The following is a 4335-nucleotide window of genomic DNA, read 5'->3' as shown; positions in this document are numbered from 1 at the left end:
CACGAGCCGATCAGATCGCCGTTCACGGTATGGCCAAGAGCGAGTTCTTCACACGCGACGAGAACAGAAACAGTTACCCCAGCTAACTTTGAAGAGCGCGCGCGCGATGTGGAAAACCTCATCCGCGACACCGCCAGAAGCCTCAACATGGCCGCGAAGGAGAGGGCCTCATGTGCCCTGACACCGCCTCGACCGGCATCTGATCGAGGCGCAACCGAGGCTCCTGAATCTGCCGATACACCCCGCCTGCCTCTCGATCTGCCGGGGGGGTGCGAATGATCATCGCGCTCCTCAACCAGAAGGGCGGCGTCGGGAAGACGACGCTGGCGCTGCATCTTGCCGGAGAATTGGCGCAGGGTGGCAAGCGCGTCACCCTGATCGACGCCGATCCGCAAGGTTCCGCCCTCGACTGGTCGCAACAACGCGCGCGTGAGGGCCTGCCCCGTGCCTTCGGCACACTCGGCCTGGCGCGCGATACGCTGCACCGTGAGGCGCCAGAGCTTGCCCGCGATGTCGATCATATCGTCATAGACGGGCCGCCGCGCGTCGCCGGCCTCATGCGCTCGGCGCTGCTCGCCGCCGATCTCGTGCTGATCCCGGTGCAGCCATCGCCGTTCGACGGCTGGGCCTCGGCCGAGATGCTCGCCCTCCTGACGGAAGCGAGCATCTATCGCCCGCAGCTCGTCGCGCGCTTCGTGCTCAACCGCTGCGGCTCGCGCACCGTCATTGCCCGCGAAACGGCCGAGACGCTGGCGGACCACGACCCCCCGCTACTCGCCAGCGCCATCGGCCAGCGCGTCGTCTTCGCCGACGCCGCGCAGACCGGGCGGCTCGCCAGTGAGATCGACGCCCGATCACCTGCGGCGCGCGAGATCGCAGCACTGGCTACCGAGGTCGAACGGCTGGGCATCGGGAGGGCGTCGGCATGACGATTCTCACCGGCGATTGCCGCGAACAGATGCCCTGGCACGCACCCTACGACATGATCCTCGCTGATCCGCCCTATGGCGGCACCTCGCTCGCCTGGGATCGGCGTGTCGAGGGCTGGGTCGGGCTGGCGCGCGCCGCGCTTACGCCGACCGGCTCGCTCTGGGTCTTCGGTTCGCTGCGCAGCTTCATGGCGACAGCGGACCGCTTCACTGATGCGGGCCTGCGGATCGCGCAGGAGGTGGTTTGGGAGAAGCAGAACGGCACCGGCTTTCATGCCGACCGCTTCAAGCGCGTGCATGAACTGGCGGTGCAGTTCTATCCCGCCGAGACGACATGGCGCGACATCTACAACGACGTCCAGACCACGCCCGACGCAACAGCCCGCACCGTCCGGCGCAAGCGGCGCCCACCCCATACCGGCAAGATCGACGCCGGCCATTACGTCAGCCATGACGGCGGGCCGCGCCTCATGCGCTCGGTCATCTACCTGCGCAACTGTCATGGCCGCGCCATCCATCCGACCGAGAAACCTGCGGCGCTCCTGGAAATTCTGATCCGCACGAGCTGCCCGGAAGGTGGCCTGGTCGGCGACTGGTTCGCCGGTTCCGGCGCGGCCGGGGAAGCCTGCCGGCTTTCCGGCCGGCGCTATATCGGCTGCGAGATCGACCCCGACATGGCCGAGCGCGCGCGGGCGCGCATCGCCACCGTGCTGCCGTTTCATGACGGAGGCCCGTCATGACGGCGCGCACCGACAAGCGCGGCTTCGCCGCCCGCCCGGCCGATCCCGAAGGCTGGATCAGGGCCGGCGATGCGCGACCAGCGCGAGATGGCGCCGTAACCGCCCATTCCGCCCGGCTGACGATTGACATCACGCCCGAGCTTCGCGGGCGGATCAAGATCGCCGCGATCAGACGCGGCATCACCGTCGCCGACATGCTGCGCGACCTGCTGGCGCGCGAGTTTCCCGACATATCGGGAGACCGCCCATGAACGGCATCGACGCCCATGACGACGATCTGACCCGCGTGGAACTGACCTGGGTGGAAGGCAGGACCGAATACTGGATCAGGTTCGGCCATGAGGCGGGAACGCAGCTCCTCGACCGCAACCGCCGTATCGTCTCTTTCGGTCCTGGCGCGGTGTTCGCGTTCGTCCGCTGGGCGGCGAACGACCACGGCACGATCATTTCGCGCCTCGACATCCTGCGCGCGGTTGCGCCGGGCGAGTCCTATCAGACGCTGCCCTTCGCCCGTCCGGGCGGCGAAATCCTGCTGAAGATCGAAGGCTGGCCGAAGGTCGAGGCCGTCCTCCGCCATGTCGACGGGATCGAGGCCATTGGCGTCGATCCCGCCCAGGTCGATCCCGATCACTGGCGGCACGTTGCCCATTGGATGAACGCGGGCGAAGCGCCGCGACCCTACACCGCCGAGCGCCATCAGGCATGGCTCCGGCGCCGGGAGATCGCCCCATGACGCGCTTTCGCTATGTCATGGCGACAACGGCTGCCACGCTCGGGATCGCCATTACCGGATTCGTTCCGACCGCGCCAAGGCTGGTCTGGAACGCATCGGCCAGCGTGCCCATCGGCTTCTACACCGTCACGCCCACTCAGCGGATCGAGGTGCCCGATCTGGTCGCCGTCATCCCACCCGAACCCATCGCTTCGTTCATGGTCAAGCGCGGCTATGTCGCCCGCGACGTGCCGCTTCTGAAGCATGTCCTCGGCTTGCCCGGACAGCGCGTATGTCGCGCTGGCCGCGCCATCTCCGTCAACGGCGTTCCGCTCGGCGAGGCGCGCGACCACGACAGCCTCGGCCGAGACCTGCCGGTCTGGCTGGGCTGCCGCGTCATCGCCGAGGGCGAGGTTTTCCTGATGAACCCGGACGTCGGCGACAGCCTCGACGGCCGCTATTTCGGCCCGCTCCCCGCCTCCGCGGTGATCGGCCACGCGATCCCGCTTTTCACCGACGAAGACGGCGATGGCCGCTTTGTCTGGCGCGCGCCGATGCGGTGACGGCGCGTCCAGTGCGGGGCGTGCGAGCGGCCCGCGTCTTCTCTACCGCATAGGAAAGGAGCCTTCCATGGCACAGATCGGCCAGTTTACCCGCACCCCGTCCGGCTATTTCGGGCAGCTTCGCACCCTCTCGCTCGACCTTGAGCTGACCTTTGTTCCGATCGATGATGTCGAGTCAGAGAACGCGCCCGCCTATCGAATTCGGCTTGGGGATGAAGACGGGCCGGAAGTCGGCGCAGGCTGGAAACATTCTGGCGAGCGCGCAGGACCGTTCGTCTCCGTCCTTCTCGACGATCCCGTCTTTCAGCAGCCGATCCGCGCCCGGCTGTTCCAGTCGGACGAAGATGGCCGCGAGTGGGGTCTGCACTGGACCCGTCCGAAGAAGCGCGACGAACAGGGGTGATCATGGTCACGTCCTGCACTCGTCCCGCTTCGGGGAGATGCGGTGTCCGCCGCCGCATCATCCTCTTTCTTTTTTCCGGCCTGTTCGTCTCCACCATCGCCCCGCTGTCCGGTCTGGCGCAAACCACCGTGCCGGATCGCACGGTCGCTGCGCATCCGCACGGCGCGCATATCGAGGAGGCTTCGCAGCGTTTCGGCATCCCGCCGTCATGGATCATCGCCGTGATGCAGGTCGAAAGCGCGGGCGATATGCGCGCCATATCCACCGCCGGGGCGATGGGGCTGATGCAGGTCATGCCCTCGACTTGGGCGGAGCTGCGCATCCGCCATGCTCTCGGCCGCGACCCCTTCGAGCCGCGCGACAACATCCTCGCGGGCACCGCCTACCTACGCGAGATGTGGGATCGCTACGGCAATGTCGCCGCGATGCTCGCGGCCTACAATGCCGGTCCCGGTCGCTACGATGAATACCGCGCGACGGCTCGTCCGCTGCCTGCCGAGACGCGCGCCTATGTCGCTGCTTTGACGCCGATCCTGCTCGGCGAGCGGCCTTCCGGCAGCTGCTCGACGGTCGCTCCGCCGCCCGACTGGCGCGAGGCGGCGCTCTTCGTCGCGCGTGAAATAGGCGCTTCCGCTGCCGATCCCGCGTCCCCCGACCGCACGCCGGACGATGCCCCTTCGCTCGTCCCGGCGGCACCGGACGCACTCACCGCCTTGCAGTCGGAGGGGCTGTTCGTCGCCCGCGATGCCGGTGGGGACCGGCCATGAGCAGCGGCACCGCAATTCGCATCCCATCGGGCGCTGGCGTGTCATGGAGGGCGCAGAGGGTGGCGGCAGGCACCACGACCGAAAGATGGCGAGATAAAAAGGCGCACGGTGCGCTTCGGTTGGGCGGTTGTTTTAGAGCCTGTTGCACTCAATCGGCCTCATACCCGGCGGTTTTGAAGTAGTTGTAGCACTCCTCGTCGGAGAACAGATCGCAGACCTGG

7 protein-coding genes are annotated in these 4335 nt (G+C 67.4%); all 7 read left to right on the top strand.

Features of this window, described 5'->3' with window-relative positions; all coding sequences use genetic code 11:
- The first annotated feature begins 275 nt into the window (after window positions 1-275).
- The 7 genes from parA (at window position 276) to I9P22_RS23355 (ending at window position 4114) form a co-directional block, all read left to right on the top strand.
- A complete protein-coding gene (gene parA, locus I9P22_RS23385; RefSeq protein WP_058096760.1) occupies window positions 276-929 on the top strand; it encodes a ParA family partition ATPase in 654 nt (217 codons plus the stop codon).
- The gene (locus I9P22_RS23380; protein WP_058096761.1) at window positions 926-1669 is read left to right on the top strand and encodes a DNA-methyltransferase; all 744 of its coding nucleotides are present in this window, start codon (window positions 926-928) and stop codon (window positions 1667-1669) included. The genes parA and I9P22_RS23380 overlap by 4 nt, the downstream gene beginning before the upstream one ends.
- Window positions 1666-1920, top strand: coding sequence for a ribbon-helix-helix protein (locus tag I9P22_RS23375; protein ID WP_058096762.1), 255 nt, complete (start codon window positions 1666-1668; stop codon window positions 1918-1920). Before I9P22_RS23380 ends, I9P22_RS23375 begins: the two co-directional genes overlap by 4 nt.
- Complete coding sequence (locus I9P22_RS23370) at window positions 1917-2402, top strand: DUF2840 domain-containing protein (protein WP_058096763.1); 486 nt, start codon at window positions 1917-1919, stop codon at window positions 2400-2402. Before I9P22_RS23375 ends, I9P22_RS23370 begins: the two co-directional genes overlap by 4 nt.
- Window positions 2399-2944, top strand: a complete 546-nt coding sequence (locus tag I9P22_RS23365) for a S26 family signal peptidase (RefSeq protein ID WP_058096764.1) — start codon at window positions 2399-2401, stop codon at window positions 2942-2944. Before I9P22_RS23370 ends, I9P22_RS23365 begins: the two co-directional genes overlap by 4 nt.
- Window positions 2945-3011: 67 nt before the next feature.
- Window positions 3012-3347 (top strand): DUF736 domain-containing protein, encoded by a 336-nt coding sequence (locus I9P22_RS23360; RefSeq protein ID WP_058096765.1) that lies wholly within the window; start codon window positions 3012-3014, stop codon window positions 3345-3347.
- A 2-nt stretch (window positions 3348-3349) separates the two neighbouring features.
- Complete coding sequence (locus I9P22_RS23355; protein ID WP_199262564.1) at window positions 3350-4114, top strand: lytic transglycosylase domain-containing protein; 765 nt, start codon at window positions 3350-3352, stop codon at window positions 4112-4114.
- Window positions 4115-4335: the final 221 nt, after the last annotated feature.

The organism is Paracoccus binzhouensis (assembly GCF_016446475.1).
Taxonomy (GTDB): Bacteria; Pseudomonadota; Alphaproteobacteria; order Rhodobacterales; family Rhodobacteraceae; genus Paracoccus; species Paracoccus binzhouensis.
This window is presented reverse-complemented; position numbering and strand designations above follow the sequence as displayed.

Coding starts and splice junctions, on each gene's coding strand:
- parA (WP_058096760.1), top strand. CDS start 276: ATGATCATCGCGCTCCTCAACCAGAAGGGCGGCGTCGGGAAGACGACG.
- I9P22_RS23380 (WP_058096761.1), top strand. CDS start 926: ATGACGATTCTCACCGGCGATTGCCGCGAACAGATGCCCTGGCACGCA.
- I9P22_RS23375 (WP_058096762.1), top strand. CDS start 1,666: ATGACGGCGCGCACCGACAAGCGCGGCTTCGCCGCCCGCCCGGCCGAT.
- I9P22_RS23370 (WP_058096763.1), top strand. CDS start 1,917: ATGAACGGCATCGACGCCCATGACGACGATCTGACCCGCGTGGAACTG.
- I9P22_RS23365 (WP_058096764.1), top strand. CDS start 2,399: ATGACGCGCTTTCGCTATGTCATGGCGACAACGGCTGCCACGCTCGGG.
- I9P22_RS23360 (WP_058096765.1), top strand. CDS start 3,012: ATGGCACAGATCGGCCAGTTTACCCGCACCCCGTCCGGCTATTTCGGG.
- I9P22_RS23355 (WP_199262564.1), top strand. CDS start 3,350: ATGGTCACGTCCTGCACTCGTCCCGCTTCGGGGAGATGCGGTGTCCGC.